Origin of the sequence: Streptomyces flavidovirens DSM 40150 (assembly GCF_000429085.1) — a bacterium.
GTDB classification, from domain to species: Bacteria; Actinomycetota; Actinomycetes; order Streptomycetales; family Streptomycetaceae; genus Streptomyces; species Streptomyces flavidovirens.
In genome coordinates this window covers 202,895-220,812 of the sequence record NZ_AUBE01000002.1, presented here as the reverse complement: position 1 = coordinate 220,812, position 17,918 = coordinate 202,895, and the positions used below count along the sequence as shown (strand labels likewise).

20 protein-coding genes are annotated in these 17,918 nt (G+C 68.9%); 10 read left to right on the top strand and 10 right to left on the bottom strand.

Annotated elements, in window-relative coordinates; all coding sequences use genetic code 11:
* Positions 1 to 159: 159 nt before the first annotated feature.
* Genes G412_RS0103715 through G412_RS0103695 form a run of 5 tightly spaced genes read left to right on the top strand, consistent with a single transcriptional unit; the run spans position 160 to position 4,119 of the window.
* The gene (locus G412_RS0103715) at positions 160 to 345 is read left to right on the top strand and encodes a hypothetical protein (protein WP_028810885.1); all 186 of its coding nucleotides are present in this window, start codon (positions 160 to 162) and stop codon (positions 343 to 345) included.
* Between the two features lie 37 nt (positions 346 to 382).
* The gene (locus tag G412_RS0103710) at positions 383 to 1,072 is read left to right on the top strand and encodes a hypothetical protein (RefSeq protein ID WP_244282840.1); all 690 of its coding nucleotides are present in this window, start codon (positions 383 to 385) and stop codon (positions 1,070 to 1,072) included.
* A gap of 3 nt (positions 1,073 to 1,075) precedes the next feature.
* The gene (locus tag G412_RS0103705) at positions 1,076 to 2,077 is read left to right on the top strand and encodes a DUF6895 family protein (RefSeq protein ID WP_341860523.1); all 1,002 of its coding nucleotides are present in this window, start codon (positions 1,076 to 1,078) and stop codon (positions 2,075 to 2,077) included.
* Positions 2,074 to 3,003 carry a DUF6895 family protein gene (locus tag G412_RS0103700; RefSeq protein WP_028810882.1) on the top strand — a complete coding sequence of 310 codons (930 nt, stop codon included), beginning with the start codon at positions 2,074 to 2,076 and terminating at the stop codon, positions 3,001 to 3,003. Before G412_RS0103705 ends, G412_RS0103700 begins: the two co-directional genes overlap by 4 nt.
* A gap of 9 nt (positions 3,004 to 3,012) precedes the next feature.
* Positions 3,013 to 4,119 carry a serine hydrolase domain-containing protein gene (locus G412_RS0103695; RefSeq protein ID WP_051338112.1) on the top strand — a complete coding sequence of 369 codons (1,107 nt, stop codon included), beginning with the start codon at positions 3,013 to 3,015 and terminating at the stop codon, positions 4,117 to 4,119.
* Here the strand turns inward: G412_RS0103695 and G412_RS0103690 are convergent.
* Both G412_RS0103690 and G412_RS41530 read right to left on the bottom strand, forming a co-directional pair.
* Entirely contained in the window at positions 4,091 to 4,678 is a 588-nt protein-coding gene (locus tag G412_RS0103690) for a Uma2 family endonuclease (RefSeq protein ID WP_037647587.1), read from the bottom strand. The two genes, G412_RS0103695 and G412_RS0103690, sit on opposite strands and share 29 nt — an antisense overlap.
* Positions 4,679 to 4,713: 35 nt before the next feature.
* Positions 4,714 to 5,511 carry an ATP-binding protein gene (locus tag G412_RS41530; protein ID WP_157839052.1) on the bottom strand — a complete coding sequence of 266 codons (798 nt, stop codon included), beginning with the start codon at positions 5,509 to 5,511 and terminating at the stop codon, positions 4,714 to 4,716.
* Between the two features lie 433 nt (positions 5,512 to 5,944).
* Between G412_RS41530 and G412_RS0103680 the strand changes: the two genes are divergently transcribed.
* From G412_RS0103680 to G412_RS0103670, 4 genes are read left to right on the top strand one after another with little or no spacing between them, the layout of a single operon-like run.
* Positions 5,945 to 6,811 (top strand): helix-turn-helix domain-containing protein, encoded by an 867-nt coding sequence (locus G412_RS0103680; protein WP_028810879.1) that lies wholly within the window; start codon positions 5,945 to 5,947, stop codon positions 6,809 to 6,811.
* Complete coding sequence (locus G412_RS37670; RefSeq protein WP_244282839.1) at positions 6,808 to 7,038, top strand: DUF397 domain-containing protein; 231 nt, start codon at positions 6,808 to 6,810, stop codon at positions 7,036 to 7,038. Before G412_RS0103680 ends, G412_RS37670 begins: the two co-directional genes overlap by 4 nt.
* Entirely contained in the window at positions 7,038 to 7,280 is a 243-nt protein-coding gene (locus G412_RS37665; protein WP_078606772.1) for a DUF397 domain-containing protein, read from the top strand. The genes G412_RS37670 and G412_RS37665 overlap by 1 nt, the downstream gene beginning before the upstream one ends.
* Positions 7,277 to 7,498 (top strand): DUF397 domain-containing protein, encoded by a 222-nt coding sequence (locus tag G412_RS0103670; protein WP_028810877.1) that lies wholly within the window; start codon positions 7,277 to 7,279, stop codon positions 7,496 to 7,498. The genes G412_RS37665 and G412_RS0103670 overlap by 4 nt, the downstream gene beginning before the upstream one ends.
* 75 nt (positions 7,499 to 7,573) lie before the next feature.
* Here G412_RS0103670 and G412_RS0103665 read toward each other — a convergent pair whose 3' ends face one another.
* A complete protein-coding gene (locus G412_RS0103665) occupies positions 7,574 to 8,263 on the bottom strand; it encodes a TetR/AcrR family transcriptional regulator (RefSeq protein WP_037647586.1) in 690 nt (229 codons plus the stop codon).
* Positions 8,260 to 9,243, bottom strand: coding sequence for an acyl-CoA desaturase (locus tag G412_RS0103660; protein ID WP_028810875.1), 984 nt, complete (start codon positions 9,241 to 9,243; stop codon positions 8,260 to 8,262). Before G412_RS0103660 ends, G412_RS0103665 begins: the two co-directional genes overlap by 4 nt.
* A 224-nt stretch (positions 9,244 to 9,467) precedes the next feature.
* On the opposite strand from G412_RS0103660, the gene ppc reads away from it, so the two are divergent.
* Positions 9,468 to 12,194, top strand: coding sequence for a phosphoenolpyruvate carboxylase (gene ppc, locus G412_RS0103655; protein WP_028810874.1), 2,727 nt, complete (start codon positions 9,468 to 9,470; stop codon positions 12,192 to 12,194).
* A gap of 68 nt (positions 12,195 to 12,262) precedes the next feature.
* On the opposite strand, the gene G412_RS0103650 is transcribed toward ppc, so the two are convergent.
* From G412_RS0103650 to glmU, 6 genes are all read right to left on the bottom strand, one after another.
* Positions 12,263 to 13,036 carry an LPXTG cell wall anchor domain-containing protein gene (locus G412_RS0103650; RefSeq protein WP_244282838.1) on the bottom strand — a complete coding sequence of 258 codons (774 nt, stop codon included), beginning with the start codon at positions 13,034 to 13,036 and terminating at the stop codon, positions 12,263 to 12,265.
* Between the two features lie 199 nt (positions 13,037 to 13,235).
* Entirely contained in the window at positions 13,236 to 13,703 is a 468-nt protein-coding gene (locus G412_RS0103645) for a hypothetical protein (RefSeq protein WP_028810872.1), read from the bottom strand.
* A 66-nt stretch (positions 13,704 to 13,769) separates the two neighbouring features.
* On the bottom strand, positions 13,770 to 14,360 hold the full coding sequence (gene pth / locus G412_RS0103640; protein ID WP_028810871.1) for an aminoacyl-tRNA hydrolase: 591 nt from the start codon (positions 14,358 to 14,360) through the stop codon (positions 13,770 to 13,772).
* A gap of 102 nt (positions 14,361 to 14,462) precedes the next feature.
* Positions 14,463 to 15,047, bottom strand: a complete 585-nt coding sequence (locus G412_RS0103635) for a 50S ribosomal protein L25/general stress protein Ctc (protein ID WP_028810870.1) — start codon at positions 15,045 to 15,047, stop codon at positions 14,463 to 14,465.
* Between the two features lie 189 nt (positions 15,048 to 15,236).
* Complete coding sequence (locus tag G412_RS0103630; RefSeq protein WP_028810869.1) at positions 15,237 to 16,214, bottom strand: ribose-phosphate diphosphokinase; 978 nt, start codon at positions 16,212 to 16,214, stop codon at positions 15,237 to 15,239.
* A gap of 109 nt (positions 16,215 to 16,323) precedes the next feature.
* Entirely contained in the window at positions 16,324 to 17,775 is a 1,452-nt protein-coding gene (gene glmU, locus G412_RS0103625) for a bifunctional UDP-N-acetylglucosamine diphosphorylase/glucosamine-1-phosphate N-acetyltransferase GlmU (RefSeq protein ID WP_028810868.1), read from the bottom strand.
* Between the last annotated feature and the right edge of the window lie 143 nt (positions 17,776 to 17,918).

Here is a 17,918-nt window from a genome sequence, read left to right as displayed (position 1 = left end):
GATTGGCATATGCCAGCGGCCTACGCGCCGCGTATTCGCTTGGCTCGCAGGGTGTGCGCAACCCCCTGAATCCATGCGCCCGATATCCCCCACTTGCACCCAATTGTGACTCATGTAAGCCTAGTTACACCAGCCGAGCCGCAATAAGGAGATGGTCCAATGCTTAAGGACCGGACTTTGGTCGAGTCGGGCACCTTGACCGACGAGGTCGAGAGCCTGCTGGACCCAGCCGAGCCAGAGGGCGTCTTCCACGACACCCGCGAGTGCGCAGCCAAGACATTGCTTCTCGGCGCGCTGCTGGCTTCACCGCCCACGCCGCGCCCGAAAAAGACGGAAACCCGTTAAGGGGCAGGCGTTGGACGAGAAAGCGGCGCAGGAAACCATGCCACTGAGTGCCGTGGTCGCAGACGTCGCAACGGGAGTCGTCCTCGCCCTTCGGGGTGGGGGCGACCCTTATGCGCTCTCCCGCGTCCTCCCGCAGGACGACCCGCTGGCGCCGGCCGCGATCCGGGTGCTGGGCGCCGACGTGCTCGCGCCGTACGCACTGGATCACCGATCCGCACCCGCCGGCGCGGACGACGAGACGGTGGTGCGGCAGGCACTCGCCGCTTACCCGCCCGGACCTGACGCCTCGGAGGTGTCGGTGTGGACGTACCGGGGCCTGATCGAGGCCTCGCGCGCCCTTCTTCCCGGTGACCCCGGCGACGCGGACCGTGCCTGGCCGCAGGTGCCGCGCGCCGGAGCCGCCTGGATCACCACCGATCCGTGGCCGAAGCTCGCCTTCCGGGCCTCGCAACTGGCCGCGCTCGCGTTCCCGGGCCTCGCACCGGACCTGGCCGACGGGCTGGCGGCGCGTACCGACGACCTGGCTCGCGGATTCGTCCGGGCGGTACGCCGCCGGGACTGGCTCCAGGCGGCGGGTCTCGGGCGTTGGCTGGCCCGGCTGCCACATGTGCCGCCGACTCTCGGCCTCGACAGCGGGCTGGTGTTCGTGCAGCAGATGAGCGACGGCGACGCCCGGGTGGCGCTGCACGTCGTGGCCGCCCGGCAGTTCTACGGCCGGGGCGGCTGACCGGTGACAGCGACAGCCGATCGCGGCGCCGCCCACGCCGCCGCAGCGACACTGCTCGACCGTATGGTCCGCGACAGCCTGCGCTGGCTGGACGGAGCGCGCCCGCATTTCCGGCTGCCTCCCGACGTGGCGACGGGCGCCGATCCCAACCTCACCCTCAAGCCCCTCGGCGAACTGGCCGAACTGACGCACCTGATCCGCACATCGCACCCCCGCGCGGACATCCGGGCGGCGGCGGACGGTCTGTTCACCTTCGCCTGGAACGAGACCCGGGAGGGCGAGCTGTTCGCCGAACTCGTCCGCGGCGAGCCGCATGCGACGTACCCGCTGGAGATCTACGGCGTCTTCGCGTATGCGGGGCTGCGCAACACCGCCGTGGAGGCGATACTGCCGACGACCACAGGGCTGCGCAGCTGGCGGGTGGCCCGCGAGGACCACACCCGTACGCTCAGTGTGCTCGACGCTGAGCGGCGGACAGGTCTGCGCCAACACGCCGATTTCGACACCGTGCTGGGCCTCACCGGCCTGGGCCTCATGGCGGAGCCGTGGGCGCTGGACCGCATGGCGGTGTACGGCATCACCCATGACGTCTTTCACCTCACCGATTGGGGGCGCGAGCGCCGGCGGGTGCCCGCGGCGTTGGCCGACTACCTGCGTCTGTGGCTGCCCTCCTGGCTGGACAGCTGGCTGGAGGAGCAACTGTGGGACCTGGTCGGCGAACTGCTGGCCGTGGCCGCCTGCCTGCCGTCGGCTCCGTACGATCCGGTGGCCTGGCAGCGGCTGGCCGAGGCACAGGCGGCCGACGGCAGCGTGCCGGAAATGGGTGCGGCGCCGGAATCGGGCGACGCCGCCGAGGTGTTCAAGGCCTGTTACCACTCCACCCTGGTGACTGCCTTCGCGGGAACGCTGGCCCGGACCGGGTTGGAGGTGTCGGCAGCGGCGGAGGCGGGGCAGGCGCAGGCGGTGGCCGGGCGGACCAGGTACAAATCGGAGGAGCCTTCATGACAACAGCCGCAGTCGCCGCAGCCGCACCCCCCGCGCTGCTGCACGCTGTCGGTGACCGGGCTCTGACCTGGCTCGACAACCACCGTGAATTCTTCCGGCTGACCGCCGAAGAGCGCGCCAGCGGCACCGTCTTCGAGCGGCTCAAGCCCATCGGGGAGTTGGCGCTCATCATGCAGGTGCTGTTCCGGGAGGGCGTGGCAGGCTCGCGCCAGCACACCCGCGCAAGCCGCCTGCTGGACTTCGCCTGGCGCGAGCTGCTGGACGGCGGCACTGTACTGACTGAGCTCCAGCGCGACGAGCCGGTCTCTCCCGTGGCCCTGGAGGTCTACGCGACCTTTCGCCAACTGGGCTATCGCGCCCCCGCTCTGGAGGCGGCGGTGGAAGTCAGCCGGCGCACCACCACGTGGAAGACGCTGGAGATGATGCCCAACCGACGACTCGGCGTGCTCAACGCCGAGCGCAAAGCGGGCCTCGCGCCCAGCGAGGACTTCGACGGGGCAGTGAGCCGTACCTGGCTGGGCCGGCTGCCCGAGCCGTGGACGGTGCAATACAACATCGCGTACGACATCACGCACACCGTCTTCCACCTCACCAACTGGGGCGAGGCACCGGACCGTATCCCTCCAGAAATCGCCTCCTACCTCACGCTGTACCTGCCCGCCTGGATGGAGGACTGGCTGGACGCCGAGAACTGGGATCTGCTCGGCGAACTCCTCGTCGTCGACACGTGCTTGCCGCACCCCACGCTGGACGCGCGGATCTGGGAGCGGTACGCCGCCGCACAGTCCGACGCCGGGGCGATGCCCGCTCAGCGGGGCATGCCGGAGGGCGACACGTCGGATGTCTTCGACGACGTCCACCACCCGACGCTGATCGCGGTGTTCGCCTCCGCGATGGCCACCTCCCGTGCCCTGCAGTCGGCCTGAGGGACACTCATGAGCACCCACGCGAGGACGCCCGCCACCACCGCTGCGGATGACCGCCTCCCGATCAGTGTCACGAACCGCGTCGCGGACGCGCTGGCCGTGATCGAAGCGCCGGACGTGGTGCTGGCGGTCTCCCGCCGAGGCCGACGGACCATGATGACCGCCGGTACCCGCACACCCCCCACAACGACCCCACCGCGCACCCCACGGGACGAACTGCGCTATGAGATCGGCTCACTGACCAAGACCTTCACCGTCCTGCTCCTCGCCGACCTGGCCCGCGCCGGTGTCCTGTCCCTCGACGACCCGCTCGCCGCCCACCTGCCGGCCCTGCCGCTGCCCCACCCCGACTCGCGGCGGATCACCCTCCGCCACCTGGCGACCCATACCGCTGGCCTGCCCCGTATCCCGGCCGACCTGGTGCCCGGCGCCCTGCTGCACCCGTACACCAGCGGCTACGCCCGATACGACACCGAGCGCCTGCTGCGGACCTTCGCCCGCACCCGCCCCCGCCACCGGCCCGGAACCCGCTGGCACTACTCCAACTTCGGCGTCGCGCTGCTCGCCCCCGCGATGGCCACAGCCTCGGGCACCGACTACCCCACGCTGCTCACCACCCGTGTGCTGCACCCCCTGGGCCTGACCGGCACCACTCCGGGCCCCGCCCCCACCGCCGGCGCCGTCGGCCACCGCAGGGACGGCCGCACACCGGCCCCCGCCATGGACATGGGAGCCTTCACCGGCTGCGCGGGGGTGCACTCCACCCCCGGAGATCTGCTCACCTACGCGGAAGCGCACCTGACCCCCGAGGCCACACCGCTGTCCCTGCCCCTGCGAGACGTCCAGATCCCGCAACTGCGCTGCGGCTGGCGGCATCGCGAAACCCACACGCTGACCTGGTACCACCACCCGACCCCGAACGGCCCGTTGCTCTTCCACAGCGGAGCCACCTTCGGCCAGCAGACCTTCCTGGGTTTCCACCCGCCGACCCAAACCGCCGTAGCCGCCGTCGCCACCCGCCGGGGCGGCCGCTGCCGCCTGGTAGAAACCGCGTACGGCCTGCTCTACGAACTAGCCGCCGACCCGCTCAGAGCTGATGGAGTGCGTCCAGCGTGATGTCGATGTCGATCGTGTACGGGACACCGGTCTTGACCCGGTCGTGGTGGATGCCGGACACGGCGTACGTCTTGGACAGCGGGTCGAGTTCGTAGACGCGTACAACGGGGTGCTGGTCGGCTCCGGCCATCTCGACCAGCCAGAAGTTCGGGATGCCTGCCGCGGCGTATTTGCGGGGCTTGGTGTCGCGGTCGCGCGCCTCGGAGTCCGGGGAGACCACCTCGATGGCGAGAAGGATGTCGGCCGCCTGGAAGCGGGTCTGCTCAAGACCGGTGACCGCCTCGGCGCGGACGACGCAGACGTCGGGCTCGGGGCCGTTGCGACGGTCCAGGACAATGGTCATCTCGCGCTCGATCTTCAGTCCCTCGGCGACGGTGTGGCGCAGACCGTTCATCAGCAGGTCGATCATGCGGCTGTGGAAAAGTCGCTGCGGACTGACGAAGACGAGGCTCCCGTCGATCAGCTCGGTGTGCGGCGGGAGATCGGGCAGCGTGTACAGGTCGTCCACGGTGTAGCCGTCCTGCGGCGGCACCGGCCAGCGGCAGCCCGGCTCGGTCATGGTTCCTCCCACAAGCGGGATTCTGACCTGTTCCCTCACGGTAACGGTTGGAACCCAACCGCGTCATCACAAAGAGTGATGACGGGCCCGGCTGTGGTGATCTCGGCCCAGACCGTGAGCCCGCCGCGTGTCCGCCGTTGCCCCCAGCGGGCGGCCAGCGCGCCGACGATCAGCAGCCCTCGCCCGCACTCCTGCTCAGGCCCCGGCGCATCCGGCACGGACACGCACTCCTGGCCTTCGTCGCTCACGCTGACGACGACCGCCGAGGCGGTACGGGACAAGGCGACGGTGATGGAGAGGCTCGCGCTGTACTCCAGTGAGTTGGCGGCGAGCTCCCCGGTGATCGTTTCCAGGGCATCTGCCGTGTCCGGCGGCAACCCCCACGCCACCGTTACCACCCGTACATAGCGCCGTGCGGCGCCCGCCGAGGCGAGGTCCCCGCCGGGGAGCGAGAGCAGGCTCAGAGCTTGCGGCGCGGCGGGACAGTGAACCAGTGCGTCCTGGGCGACCTCGACGAGTGGGGGCACGGCGGGAACTCCTTCAGGGGCGAGGCGGGCGCCACGGCTCTCCGCGATGAGCAGCGCGTCGCCCAGGGCGTCCGTCAACCGGCTGACCAGAAGGCGGAGTTCCGTGGCGGTGGCGGGCCCGGCTTCGGCGATCCGACCCCGCGCGTGGTCGAGAAGCCGGCCCGCGAGGCCGAGCTGTACGAACTCGACACGGTCGGCGAGCCGGGACAGCGGGCCGTCGCCGTCCGTGGAGAGGTAACAGGGCCGGCCGTCCTCACCGGTCCAGGGAAGCAGCCGGTCGACTGCGCGGGCGGCGAAGTTGGTCATGAGCCCAATTCCCCTTCTGTGGGGTGAGTAAGGGGACAGCCTTCGCAGACCTTCACGGCCCATCCGAGCCGCCCGCCGCCGGGGCTGCGGGTGTACGCGTGGCCGCCGGGTCGGAGCGGGGCGGTACTGCCGCACCGGGCGCAGGCGAGTCCGGCGAGACGGAGGTGAGCCTCGGTAGTGAGGGAGAGAAGGTCCAGGACCTCGGTGCGGAGGTCCGCAGGGGTGTGCAATGCCATGGCCGCTCCTCTTGGCGCACCGCAGACGCTCACTTTGAGCTATTGCGTCAGCTCCTTGTGTTACGGCAATGAGCTTGGCGGCGAGAAAGGTTTCTCGGCAAGATGCTGGGGGAGCTTTCATTCGAGTGGGTGAAGATGGCATATGCCGGGTGGGGGCGTGTGTGTAAAGTCCCCGCCAGAGAGGCGGTGATTGACGCATGGCTGATGCTCGTCCGAACCTGATGCGTCGTCGGCTTGGCCTCGCGCTGCGCACACTGCGCCAGCGCGCGGGTCTCAACCTCCCTGATGCGGTAGCGAGATTGGGCCTCTCCGGCCCGTCCGCGCTCAGTAAGATCGAGAACGGTAAGCAACGCGTCCCCTCGGCGGCCCTGGGAAAGTACTTCGACGCCTACGGTGTCGAAGACGCCCAGCGCATCGAAGAAATCCGGAAGTTGGCGTCCCTCGCTTCGTCATCGCGCAGTACCAACCTGTTCAACCAGTACCGCGACGCTGTCCGTGATCCCTTCGCCGACTACCTCGAACTCGAAGAGTTGGCCGCGCACGCGGACTGGTATGCGGTCCAGCTGATTCCCGGACTGCTCCAGACCCCCGAATACGCGCACGCAGTCGTCGACGGAAGCGGCAAGTGGCGCACGGCACGAGAGGTACGCACTTTCGTCGAATTGCGCATGAAGCGCCAGGAGGTCCTGCGCCGGGAGAGCCCTCTGTCCCTATGGTGCGTGCTGGACGAAGCTGCGTTGCGCAGGGCGATTGGCGGGCCGCAGGTGATGGCCGGGCAACTACGCCACTTGCTCGACGTCACCGAAGAGTTGCCGGGGGTCGAGATCCAGGTGCTGCCGTTCAGCGCTGGTGTACATGCGGGAATCGACGGTGCCTTCACTGTCTTCCGGTTCGACTCCGGGGACCCGTTGGCTGTGGTGGAGCCACTGACAACCTCTCTCTACCTGGAGGAAGATGTTCACGTGGGTCGCTACGACGTCGCCTTCAATCACCTGCGTGCCCGAGCACTGGACATCCCGGCATCACGCGACTTCATCAAAGACCTCACCAAGGAGGAAGCGTGACTGGTAAGACTGTCGGCCTGAGCGCCGCCAACTGGACAAAAAGCAGCTTCAGCTCAGGAGGAGACAACTGCGTCGAGGTTGCCTTCGCTGACGGCACGACCGGCATCCGAGACTCGAAGGTCGTGCAAGGCCCGGTTCTTGCTGTCACCGCCGATGCGTTCACGGCGTTCCTCGGAGGGGTCAAGCGCGACGAGCTGTCGGTCATAGCGCGACAAGGGCGCCCTTGATGAACAAAGCACCAACCGCCGCTCAGCTCGCGGCTGCGGGCTGGTTCAAGAGCAGCTACAGCGGTGGCGAGGGAAACGAGTGCGTAGAAGTTGCTGCCCTTGGCTCCCGAGTAGCCGTCCGTGACTCCAAGATCACACAAGGCCCCGTGCTCGCCGTCACCGCCTATGCCTTCGCGGCGTTCCTTGGAGGGGTCAAGGGTGACGAGCTGTCGGCCGCAGCACGACAGGAGCTCCCTCGATGAGCAAAGCACCAACCGCCGCTCAGCTCGCGGCTGCGCGCTGGTTCAAGAGCAGCTACAGCGCGGCCGACAACGAGTGCGTCGAGATCGCGCATGCCCGGTCGTGGGTCGGGGTTCGTGACTCCAAGATCACGCAAGGCCCCGTGCTCGCCGTCACCGCCGCTGCCTTCGCCGCGTTCCTCGGCGGAGTCAAGGGCGACCGGGCGGACCGTACCGTCTGACGCGAACGCCTTCGGAGGCAGGCGACGTGAGCGGGCCGCCCCCCGGCAGGGCGGCCCGCTCACACGGTTCGGGGGTCAGCTCTTCCTGTGGCCTATCAGGCGGGGCTTCGCCTCCAGGTTCTCCAGGCCGTGCCAGCACAGATTGACCAGGTGCGCCGCGACCTCCGCCTTCTTCGGCTTGCGCACGTCCAGCCACCACTGGCCCGTCAGCGCGACCATGCCGACCAGGGCCTGCGCGTACAGCGGGGCCAGCTTGGGGTCGAAGCCGCGGGCCTTGAACTCCAGGCCCAGGATGTCCTCCACCTGGGTGGCGATGTCACTGATCAGGGAGGCGAAGGACCCGGTCGACTGGGCCACCGGCGAGTCGCGGACCAGGATCCGGAAACCGTCCGTGTACGTCTCGATGTAGTCGAGCAGGGCGAACGCGGCCTGTTCGAGAAGCTCACGCGGATGGCCCGCCGTCAGCGCACCGGTGACCATGTCGAGCAGGCGGCTCATCTCACGGTCGACCACCACGGCGTACAGACCCTCCTTGCCGCCGAAGTGCTCGTACACGACCGGCTTGGAAACCCCCGCCTTCGCCGCGATCTCCTCCACCGACGTGCCCTCGAAACCCTTCTCGGCGAAGAGGGTGCGGCCGATGTCCAGCAGCTGTTCGCGGCGTTCCTTGCCGGTCATCCGGACGCGTCGGGCACGCCGGCTCGGAGTGGGCCTGCTCTTCTCGCTGTTCGTACTGCTGCCGTCGATCGCCACGTCACCCATCATGCCGCTTCGGAGGGCTCACTCTTGCGCCGGGAGTCGATACGGTCCGCGCTCGGCCACCGCACGTCGTACGCCCAGCCGGCCTGCTCGAACCAGCGGATCAGGCGGGCACTGGAGTCGATCTGCCCCCTCATCACACCGTGGCGCGCCGACGTCGGGTCGGCGTGGTGCAGGTTGTGCCAGGACTCGCCGCAGGACAGTACGGCCAGCCACCACACATTGCCGGACTTGTCGCGCGACTTGAACGGGCGCTTGCCCACCGCGTGGCAGATCGAGTTGATCGACCACGTGACGTGGTGCAGCAGGGCCACCCGCACCAGCGAGCCCCAGAAGAACGCCGTGAACGCGCCCCACCACGACATCGTGACCAGGCCGCCCACCAGCGGCGGAATGGCCAGCGACAGGATCGTCCAGTACGCGAAGTCGCGCGAGATGCGGCGGATCGCCGGGTCCTTGATCAGGTCCGGTGCGTACTTCTCCTGCGACGTCTGCTCCTCGTCGAACATCCAGCCGATGTGCGCCCACCACAGGCCCTTCATCAGCGCCGGGAGCGTCTCGCCGAACCGCCACGGGGAGTGGGGGTCCCCTTCGGCGTCCGAGAACTTGTGATGCTTGCGGTGATCGGCGACCCACCGGACCAGCGGGCCCTCGACCGCCATCGAACCCATGACCGCCAGGGCGATACGCAGCGGGCGCTTCGCCTTGAAGGAGCCGTGGGTGAAGTAGCGGTGGAAGCCGATCGTGATGCCGTGGCACCCGAGGTAGTACATGAAGACCATCAGGCCCAGATCGAGCCAGCTCACACCCCAGCCCCAGGCCAGCGGCACAGCCGCCAGCAGGGCCAGGAAGGGGACGGTGATGAAGAGGAGAAGCGCGAGCTGCTCGATGGAGCGCTTGGACTCCCCACCGCGCGTCGCGGAGGGGGCCGAGGTGTCGTCGCCCGCCTCGCGGGCATCTTCGAGCACGTCGGAACGAGTGGTCATGGGGTCCCCTGTGGGGTGAGGGAAGTGGTGGAAGCGGAAACTCTTACCGCGCAAGCTTTGGCTACGGATGCGTAACCTACGGCGTCGTAAGTATGGCAGCGCTTTGCCCGGCGGCAAGAGGCCGCGGGGAAAGGGTTCGGCCGCGCCGCATATCCTGGGTGCCGTCGGACAGCGTGGTCCACAAAACCTCCAGACGTGCTCAAACACTGCAAGGAGCCGCACCTGTGAGCAGTGCCGACCAGAACCCCAACACCAGCGCTGAGCTGCGTGCCGACATCCGCCGTCTCGGCGACCTGCTGGGCGAGACCCTCGTACGGCAGGAGGGCCCCGAGCTCCTTGAGCTGGTCGAACGGGTGCGCGCCCTGACGCGCACCGACGGCGAGGCCGCCGCGGAACTGCTCGGCGACACCGACCTGGAAACCGCAGCCAGGCTGGTGCGCGCCTTCTCGACGTATTTCCATCTTGCCAACGTCACCGAGCAGGTGCACCGCGGTCGCGAGATGCGCGCCAAGCGCGCCGAAGAGGGCGGACTCCTCGCCCGTACGGCGGACAAGCTCAAGGACGCCGACCCCGAGCACCTGCGCCACACCGTCAAGAACCTCAACGTCAGGCCCGTCTTCACGGCGCACCCGACCGAGGCCGCGCGCCGGTCCGTACTGAACAAGCTCCGGCGCATCGCCGAGCTTCTCGAAACCCCCGTCATTGCCTCCGACAGGCGACGGCACGACCTCCGTCTGGCCGAATCCATCGACCTCATCTGGCAGACGGACGAACTGCGCGTCGTACGCCCGGAGCCCGCCGACGAGGCGCGCAACGCGATCTACTACCTGGACGAGCTGCACGCCGGCGCGGTCGGTGACGTCCTGGAGGACCTCGCCGCCGAGCTGGAGCGGGTGGGCGTCGAGCTGCCCGCCGGCACCCGGCCGCTCACCTTCGGCACCTGGATCGGCGGTGACCGCGACGGCAACCCGAACGTCACGCCCGCCGTCACCTGGGACGTGCTGATCCTTCAGCACGAGCACGGCATCACCGACGCCCTGGCGCTCGTCGACGAGCTGCGCGGCCAGCTCTCGAACTCCATCCGCTACACCGGCGTCACCGACGAGCTGCTGGCCTCCCTCCAGGCCGACCTGGAGCGGCTGCCCATCAGCCCCCGCTACAAGCGCCTGAACGCCGAGGAGCCCTACCGGCTCAAGGCCACCTGCATCCGGCAGAAGCTCGTCAACACCCGCGAGCGCCTCGCCAAGGGCACCGCGCACCAGCCCGGCATCGACTACCTCGGCACCGGCGAACTGATCGCCGACCTCGCGCTCATCCAGACGTCGCTGCGCCAGCACCGCGGCGGCCTCTTCGCCGACGGCCGCATGGACCGTACGATCCGCACCCTCGCGGCGTTCGGCCTCCAGCTCGCCACCATGGACGTACGCGAGCACGCCGACGCGCACCACCACGCCCTCGGACAGCTCTTCGACCGCCTCGGCGAGGAGTCCTGGCGGTACGCCGACATGCCGCGCGAGTACCGGCAGAAGCTCCTCGCGAAGGAACTGCGGTCCAGGCGGCCGCTGGCCCCCACCCCGCCGCCGCTGGACGCCGCCGGGCACAAGACGCTCGGCGTGTTCACCACGGTCAAGGAGGCGCTGGAGCGCTTCGGGCCCGAAGTCATCGAGTCGTACATCATCTCGATGTGCCAGGGCGCGGACGACGTCTTCGCCGCTGCCGTCCTGGCCCGCGAGGCGGGTCTGGTCGACCTGCACGCGGGCTGGGCGAAGATCGGCATCGTGCCGCTCCTCGAAACCACGGACGAGCTGCGCGCCGCCGACGTCATCCTCGACGAAATGCTCGCCGACCCGTCCTACCGGCGGCTCGTGTCCCTGCGCGGCGACGTGCAGGAGGTCATGCTCGGCTACTCCGACTCCTCCAAGTTCGGCGGCATCACCACCAGCCAGTGGGAAATCCACCGCGCCCAGCGCCGCCTGCGTGACGTCGCGCACCGGTACGGCGTACGCCTGCGGCTCTTCCACGGCCGCGGCGGCACCGTCGGCCGCGGCGGCGGCCCCTCGCACGACGCGATCCTCGCCCAGCCGTGGGGCACGCTGGAGGGCGAGATCAAGGTGACCGAGCAGGGCGAAGTCATCTCCGACAAGTACCTCGTGCCGTCCCTGGCCAGGGAGAACCTGGAGCTGACGGTCGCCGCCACACTCCAGGCGTCCGCCCTGCACACCGCGCCCCGCCAGTCCGACGAGGCACTCGCACGCTGGGACGCGGCGATGGACACGGTGTCCGAGGCCGCCCACACGGCGTACCGGCGGCTCGTCGAGGACCCGGACCTCCCGGCGTACTTCTTCGCCGCGACACCCGTCGACCAGCTCGCCGACCTGCACCTGGGCTCGCGCCCCTCGCGCCGCCCCGACAGCGGCGCCGGACTCGACGGCCTCCGGGCCATCCCGTGGGTCTTCGGCTGGACCCAGTCACGGCAGATCGTGCCGGGCTGGTACGGCGTCGGGTCCGGCCTGAAGGCGCTGCGCGAGGCGGGCCTCGACACGGTCCTGGAAGAGATGCAGGAGAACTGGCACTTCTTCCGGAACTTCCTCTCCAACGTCGAGATGACGCTCGCCAAGACCGACCTGCGCATCGCACAGCACTACGTCGACACGCTCGTCCCGGACGACCTCAAGCACGTCTTCGAGACGATCCGCGCCGAGCACGAGCTCACGGTGGCGGAGGTCCTGCGGATCACCGGCGGTGAGCGGCTGCTCGACTCCAACCCCGTGCTCCAGCAGACGTTCGCCATCCGCGACGCCTACCTGGACCCGATCTCCTACCTCCAGGTCTCGCTGCTGGCCCGCCAGCGCGCGGCGGCCGAGCGCGGCGAGGAGGCGGACCCGCTGCTGGCCAGGGCCCTGCTGCTCACGGTCAACGGCGTCGCGGCGGGCCTGCGCAACACGGGCTGACACGGCGGTACGGACAACACGAACGGCGGTGGTCCCGGAGGGGGACCACCGCCGTTCGCGTTTGCTGATCAGCTCTGCTGGGCGGCCTTGCGGCGGCGCATCACCAGGTAGCCACCGGCGCCGAGCAGCGCGGCGGCGACGGCGGAGAGAGCGGCGACGGGCGCGCCCGAACCGGTCTCGGCGAGGTCACCGGAGGGATCGTCCTGACCGGCCGGGGCCGGCGACGCCGGTGCGGACTCCGCCGGGGAGACGTCCCCGGTCGGCTGCTCGGCGGCCGGGGCGGGCTCGGCGGAGGGCTTGTCGGCAGGCTCGGCGGCCGGCTTGTCGGCGGGCTTGTCGGCGGGCTTGTCGGCGGGCTTGCCGGGCTTGTCACCGGCCTCGCCCTGGTCCTCACCGGCCTCGTCGTGGTCCTGACCGGGCTCGTCCTGGTCCTGACCGGGCTCGGCCGGAGTGTTCTCCTGAGCCGGGCAGGTGTGCGACAGGTTGAACTTCTTCAGAGCGCCGCCCTCAACCTCGGTAACGACGGAGGTGAGCGTGGCCCCCGGCGCCGAGGCCACATAGGCGTGCTTGTCGGAGGGCGGACCGAAGGCGGTAACAACCTGCTGCCCGCCGGGCTCGAACGTCACCGTCAGCTTGACGAAGTGCGAGTCGTTACCGGGCAGCACGAAGTGCCAGCCGTCTTTGTCCTCCGGGATGCCGGGACAGTTGCTCTCCTGCGGAGCGCCACCGTCCTGCGTGGTTGCGGTACGCGGAAGCTGCTGACGCAGCTCGACGGTGTACGTGTGGTCAGTGGCGAGCGCGGGGGAAGCGGTCAGCAGGGAGAAGGCCGCTGCCGTCGCCACAGCGCCAATGGAAGAACGAACGCGCATGGGCAAGTCCATCGTGAGAGGGGAGGGTGCCGTGGGGGGCGGCTCAGCCTCCTGTTAACGTGCCGGGCCCGTCAAGGTGCGTTGTGACGCTTCCGTACCCAGAACGTCCACTCGTCCGGGTAGTCCTCGATAACGATCGGGTGAATGCGGCACTCCGCTTAACCGGACCGGCTCAGAGTGCGATGAACGCCGCCCCCAGCAGTGCCCCGCCCGCCAGGGCCGACGCCCACGCCAGCCGGGTCAGCCGCAGGCCGCCCGCGATGACCAGGGCCGCGAGCAGCAGGGCGCCGCCCAGGGGCGCCCAGGCGTGCAGAAGGCCCCCGGGTCCCGTGCGTACCGCTTCGGTCGTGCCGGGCTTCAGGACGACCAAGAGCGTTGCCCCCTTCTTCACGGCGATCGACTTGTCGATGGACACGCGCGGGTGGTCGGGCGTACGGCCATCGGGCGTGTACGCGCCGGTGCACGTCTCGGCGTCGCACTCGGCGACCCTCATCGTGCCGTGCTCACGCCCCTTGGCGAGCATGACGTGCTGGGCCGCGCCCCAGGACGAACGGACGCCCGCGACGAGCAGCAGCAGGGCGACGCCGGCCATCGCCGCACGTCGGGCGTACAGGAGGGCTAGAGTCCGCTTCGAGGCCATGGACCGCGATCCTTGGCCATATGACCGCGCTCGGTCAACCTATGGCCAAGGTGGCTGAGCCGATTGTTATGAGTTGTACGCGCTCTGCGCGCGCTCAAGCCCCTCGGCCACCAGACACTCCACCGCGTCCGCCGCCCGGTCCACGAAGTAACCCAGCTCCTTGCGCTCCGTCGACGAGAAGTCCTTCAGCACGAAGTCGGCCACCTGCATCCGACCCGGCGGCCGCCCGATCCCGAAGCGCACCCGGTGGTAGTCCGGCCCCATCGACTTGGTCATCGACTTGAGGCCGTTGTGCCCGTTGTCGCCGCCGCCCAGCTTGACGCGCAGCGTCCCGTAATCGATGTCCAGCTCGTCATGGACCGCCACGATGTGCGCCGTCGGGACCTTGTAGAAGTCACGCAGCGCGGTGACCGGGCCACCGGACAGATTCATGTACGACTGCGGCTTGGCCAGCACCACACGCCGGTTCGCGGGGCCCGGCGCACCCATGCGGCCCTCGACGACCTGGGCCCGCGCCTTGTGCGCCTTGAACGGCGCCCGCATGCGCTCCGCGAGCAGGTCGACGACCATGAAGCCGACGTTGTGCCGGTTGGCCGCGTAATCAGGACCCGGATTGCCCAGACCCACGATCAGCCAGGGATCGGCTGCGTCCGTCATCTGCATGTCTCCTTCATACGCCGGTTCCATACCGGTTCATACGCCAGCCGCCGTCCCGCGCGCAGAGGCGCGGAACGGCGGCTGGACGGTGAGCAGCGAGGCTCAGGCCTCGGAGCCCTCGGACTCACCCTCGGCCGGGGCCTCCTCGGCCTGCGGGGCCAGAACCTGGATGACGATGGCGTCCGGGTCGGTGACCAGGGTCGTGCCCTCGGGCAGCGGAACGTCCTTGGCGTGGATCGAGGCACCGGCCTCAAGGCCCGCGATGGAGACCGTGACGGACTCGGGGATGTGCGTGGCCTCGGTCTCGACCGACAGCGTGTTCAGCACGTTCTCCAGCAGGTTGCCGCCCGGGGCCAGCTCGCCCTCGGTGTGCACCGCGACCTCGACCGTGACCTTCTCGCCCAGCTTGACCGCGAGCAGGTCGACGTGGGTGATGGTGCGCTTGATGGCATCACGCTGGACGGCCTTGGGGATGACGAGCTCGGTCTTGCCGTCCACGTCGAGGCTCAGCAGCGCGTTGCTGGTCTTGAGCGCCATCATGAGCTCGTGACCCGGCAGGCTGACGTGTACGGGGTCGGCACCGTGGCCGTAGATGACGCCGGGAACCTTGTTGGCGCGGCGGGTCTGACGGGCAGCGCCCTTGCCGAACTCGGTACGGACTTCAGCGGCGATCTTGATCTCAGCCATGGCTGCACTCCTCGCGGGTGACGAAAAAACGGATGGGTCACCCGGCCACGAAACGGCCTGCTACGAAGAGCGCGTCGATAACGGATGCGCCGTACTGAAATGAGTACGGCCTCCCTCGCCGAGCAACTCAGGGAGTCTACCCGGCGGGAAGGCCGTACCAGAAATCGATCTACGGATCAGACGACGGCGTTACGACTGCTCCTCGAAGAGGCTCGTCACCGAACCGTCCTCGAAGACCTCACGCACTGCACGCGCGATCGTCGGCGCCATCGACAGCACCGTGATCTTGTCGAGCTCCAGCTCGCCCGGCGTCGGCAGCGTATTCGTCAGCACGAACTCGCTGACCTTCGAGTTCTTCAGCCGGTCCGCCGCCGGACCCGAGAGGATGCCGTGCGTCGCGGTGACGATGACGTCCTCCGCGCCGTTGGCGAACAGCGCGTCCGCGGCGGCGCAGATGGTGCCACCCGTGTCGATCATGTCGTCGACCAGGACACACACCCGGCCCTTGACCTCACCGACAACCTCGTGGACGGTCACCTGGTTGGCGACGTCCTTGTCGCGGCGCTTGTGAACGATCGCCAGCGGCGCGTCCAGCCGGTCGCACCAGCGGTCCGCGACCCGCACCCGGCCGGCGTCCGGGGACACGATCGTCAGCTTGCTCCGGTCCACCTTCGCGCCCACATAGTCCGCGAGGACCGGCAGCGCCGACAAGTGATCGACCGGGCCGTCGAAGAAGCCCTGGATCTGGTCCGTGTGCAGATCGACCGTGAGAATACGGTCCGCGCCCGCGCACTTGAGCAGGTCAGCGATCAGGCGGGCCGAGATCGGCTCACGGCCACGGTGCTTCTTGTCCTGACGGGCATAGCCGTACGACGGGATGATCACGGTGATGCTCCGCGCGGAAGCCCGCTTCAGAGCATCAACCATGATCAACTGCTCCATGATCCACTTATTGATCGGAGCCGTGTGGCTCTGGATCAGGAAGCAGTCCGCACCACGCGCCGACTCCTGGAAGCGGACGTAGATCTCACCATTGGCGAAGTCGAAAGCCTTCGTCGGCACGAGGCCGACACCCAGCTGATGTGCGACCTCCTCGGCCAGCTCGGGGTGGGCGCGGCCGGAGAAGAGCATGAGCTTCTTCTCGCCGGTCGTCTTGATCCCGGTCACAGCACTGTCTCCTCAGACGTGTCCTCTGGCCGCGAGCCACTTTCGCGCGAACCAGCCGAATTTGTGTGCACGTATCACGGTACGCCGAGTTCGACGCACCTGTTCCCGGTCAGCTTTCGCCGTCGGCCTGTTCGGTCACGGCGGAAGCCGCCTGCGCGGCGGCACTTCCCGGACGCTTGCGCGCCACCCAACCCTCGATATTCCTTTGCTGCCCACGGGCGACGGCGAGGGAACCAGGCGGCACATCCTTGGTGATGACAGAGCCGGCAGCGGTGTACGCTCCGTCCCCCACCGTGACAGGCGCCACAAACATGTTGTCCGAACCCGTCCGGCAGTGCGAACCGATCGTCGTGTGGTGCTTGGACTCACCGTCGTAGTTCACAAAGACGCTCGCAGCGCCGATGTTCGTGTACTCGCCGATGGTCGCGTCGCCGACGTACGACAGATGCGGCACCTTCGTGCCCTCGCCCACAACGGCGTTCTTCATCTCCACGTACGCACCGGCCTTCGCCTTCGGGCCGAGCCTCGTACCGGGCCGCAGGTAGGTGTACGGGCCGACCGTCGCGCCCTCACCCACCTCTGCGCGCTCCGCCACCGTGTTGTCCACCCGGGCACCCGCACCGACGACCGTGTCCGCCAGCCGCGAGTTGGGACCCACCTCACACCCCTCACCGAGGTGCGTCGTACCGAGCAACTGCGTACCCGGATGCACAACCGCGTCCTGATCGAACGTCACCGTCACGTCGATGAACGTCGACGCCGGGTCGACAACCGTCACACCGCCGAGCATCGCGCGCTCAAGCAGCCGCACATTGAGCAGCCTGCGCGCCTCCGCGAGCTGAACACGGTTGTTGATGCCCAGGATCTCCCGGTGATCGGCCGCCACCGCGGCACCCACCCGGTGACCGGCCTCACGCAGGATGCCGAGCACATCAGTGAGGTATTCCTCACCCTGGCTGTTGTCCGTACGCACCTTGCCCAGCGCGTCCGCGAGCAGCCGCCCGTCGAAAGCGAACACCCCGGAGTTGATCTCACGGATCGCACGCTGCGCGTCGGTGGCGTCCTTGTGCTCGACAATCGCGGTGACCGCGCCGCTGTCCCGGTCCCGCACGATCCGCCCGTACCCCGTCGAATCGGGAACCTCGGCGGTCAGCACGGTGCAGGCGTTGCCGTCGGCGGCGTGCGTCCGCGCGAGGCGGGCCAGGGTGTCACCGGTCAGCAGCGGGGTGTCGCCACAGACGACGACGACAGTCCCGTCGATCCCACTGCTGCCGAGCTGCTCAAGCCCCATACGGACGGCGTGCCCGGTGCCCTTCTGCTGCTCCTGGACGGCGGTACGGACCTCGGCGTCGATCTCGCCGAGGTGAGCGGCGACCTGCTCGCGGGCGTGGCCGACGACCACGACGAGGTGCTCGGGGTCCAGCTCACGGGAGGCGGCGACGACGTGGCCGACGAGCGAGCGCCCGCTGATCTCGTGCAGGACCTTCGGGGTGGCCGACTTCATGCGGGTGCCCTCACCCGCTGCGAGGACGACGACGGCGGCCGGGCGGTTGGCGCTCACGGTGATGCCCTTCGGCTTCGGGTGGTGGACATCCGCAGGATACCGGGGGGTGTCATGCCCGAAACGCGGGCGGGTCCTGACCTGTGTGGTCAGGACCCGAACCTAGAAGCTCCCCCACCAGGATTTGAACCTGGACATACAAG

What these genes read in the sequence shown, in the direction of transcription:
- G412_RS0103715 (WP_028810885.1), top strand. Translation starts at nt 160, where the DNA reads ATGCTTAAGGACCGGACTTTGGTCGAGTCGGGCACCTTGACCGACGAG.
- G412_RS0103710 (WP_244282840.1), top strand. Translation starts at nt 383, where the DNA reads ATGCCACTGAGTGCCGTGGTCGCAGACGTCGCAACGGGAGTCGTCCTC.
- G412_RS0103700 (WP_028810882.1), top strand. Translation starts at nt 2,074, where the DNA reads ATGACAACAGCCGCAGTCGCCGCAGCCGCACCCCCCGCGCTGCTGCAC.
- G412_RS0103695 (WP_051338112.1), top strand. Translation starts at nt 3,013, where the DNA reads ATGAGCACCCACGCGAGGACGCCCGCCACCACCGCTGCGGATGACCGC.
- G412_RS0103690 (WP_037647587.1), bottom strand. Translation starts at nt 4,678, where the DNA reads ATGACCGAGCCGGGCTGCCGCTGGCCGGTGCCGCCGCAGGACGGCTAC.
- G412_RS41530 (WP_157839052.1), bottom strand. Translation starts at nt 5,511, where the DNA reads ATGACCAACTTCGCCGCCCGCGCAGTCGACCGGCTGCTTCCCTGGACC.
- G412_RS0103680 (WP_028810879.1), top strand. Translation starts at nt 5,945, where the DNA reads ATGGCTGATGCTCGTCCGAACCTGATGCGTCGTCGGCTTGGCCTCGCG.
- G412_RS37665 (WP_078606772.1), top strand. Translation starts at nt 7,038, where the DNA reads ATGAACAAAGCACCAACCGCCGCTCAGCTCGCGGCTGCGGGCTGGTTC.
- G412_RS0103670 (WP_028810877.1), top strand. Translation starts at nt 7,277, where the DNA reads ATGAGCAAAGCACCAACCGCCGCTCAGCTCGCGGCTGCGCGCTGGTTC.
- G412_RS0103665 (WP_037647586.1), bottom strand. Translation starts at nt 8,263, where the DNA reads ATGATGGGTGACGTGGCGATCGACGGCAGCAGTACGAACAGCGAGAAG.
- G412_RS0103660 (WP_028810875.1), bottom strand. Translation starts at nt 9,243, where the DNA reads ATGACCACTCGTTCCGACGTGCTCGAAGATGCCCGCGAGGCGGGCGAC.
- G412_RS0103645 (WP_028810872.1), bottom strand. Translation starts at nt 13,703, where the DNA reads ATGGCCTCGAAGCGGACTCTAGCCCTCCTGTACGCCCGACGTGCGGCG.
- pth (WP_028810871.1), bottom strand. Translation starts at nt 14,360, where the DNA reads ATGACGGACGCAGCCGATCCCTGGCTGATCGTGGGTCTGGGCAATCCG.
- G412_RS0103635 (WP_028810870.1), bottom strand. Translation starts at nt 15,047, where the DNA reads ATGGCTGAGATCAAGATCGCCGCTGAAGTCCGTACCGAGTTCGGCAAG.